Raw genomic sequence first — 1,086 nt, 5'->3', positions numbered from 1 at the left:
TCCTCCAGGCACGGCAGGGCTGTTTTCAGCGCCTCGACGGTCTGCGAGCGATCGCCGCCTCCATCGTGCATGAGCACGATGGAGCCAGGCCAAGCATTTTCCAGTTGCTCGACAATAGCGTCGACGCCGGGCCTGTTCCAGTCGCCTGAGTCGATGTTCCAGCCTATTTCCGCCTTGATGAGCGGGCCTATGCTGCGTATTACTTCAGGACCGAAGTTGCCGCCCGGCGCGCGGAAGATGCGGCTGGCTTCCGTGCCCGTGACCGCTTCGATGGCGGCGTAGCCTTTCTCCACTTCGGCCACACGCTCTTCGTGCGACATGAAGCCCAGGTTCGTGCTCTGGCCGCTACCGCGTGCATGGTCGTAGCTGTGCGTGCATATCTGGTGCCCCTCTGCGGCTGCGCGCTTCACGTACTCCGCACCATGGTCCTGTTCGATGCGGTCGCCTACGGTGAAGAACGTTGCCTTTGCACCATGTGCGACCAATACGTCCAGGACGGCACCGGTCTGCTCCGACCAGGGGCCGTCGTCGAAGGTGAGCGCGATGACCTTGTCGTCGCCGACATCGGGCGTGACATTGCGGATCACAGGATTGACGGGTTCCTGGGTAACTTGGTCCACGACAATGCCCGACGTCTTGCCGGTTTTCGTAGACTTCTTTCCATCCTGTCCGGTGCCCTCGATTATATGGATGGCGCCGTCGCCCTCTTGCTGGGCTTCCCAGGGAATTACTTCCTCGACGATGTCGGACGGTTCCTCTACGGAGCCGCCATTGCCTATCTCGACAACATCGCCCGAGGCCAGTTTAGCTTTCAGATCGGAAACGTCCTGTCCGTTGATCGTAGCATGGAACGGCCTGCCCTTGTCTGCTTCCAGCAAGCTGCCATCTACGGCTACGAGGTCGCCGGGTTTCGGTCGGATGCCGCTTGCCTTCAAAGCGTCTTCGACGGTCTTGTCGCCGCGCACTTCGAGGGTGGAGTCGTTCAGGGTAATGGTTGCCGGAAGGCTTTGCGCGAACAGAAATACTCCTAAAGCCACAACGGCTACAGCACCTACTCCCGCAAGCAGGCTTGCAATGCGCTTGCCG

1 protein-coding gene is annotated in these 1,086 nt (G+C 60.5%); it reads right to left on the bottom strand.

Annotation, left to right across the window (positions count from 1 at the left end; all coding sequences use genetic code 11):
• On the bottom strand, positions 1-1,086 hold a 1,086-nt coding region (locus RR842_RS09540; protein WP_332729589.1), incomplete at both ends, for a polysaccharide deacetylase family protein.

It is taken from the genome of Gordonibacter sp. (assembly GCF_036667095.1).
In the GTDB taxonomy this organism is placed as follows: Bacteria; Actinomycetota; Coriobacteriia; order Coriobacteriales; family Eggerthellaceae; genus Gordonibacter.
The sequence above is the reverse complement of the archived record's forward strand: the minus strand, read 5'-3'. Positions and strand labels throughout refer to the sequence as shown.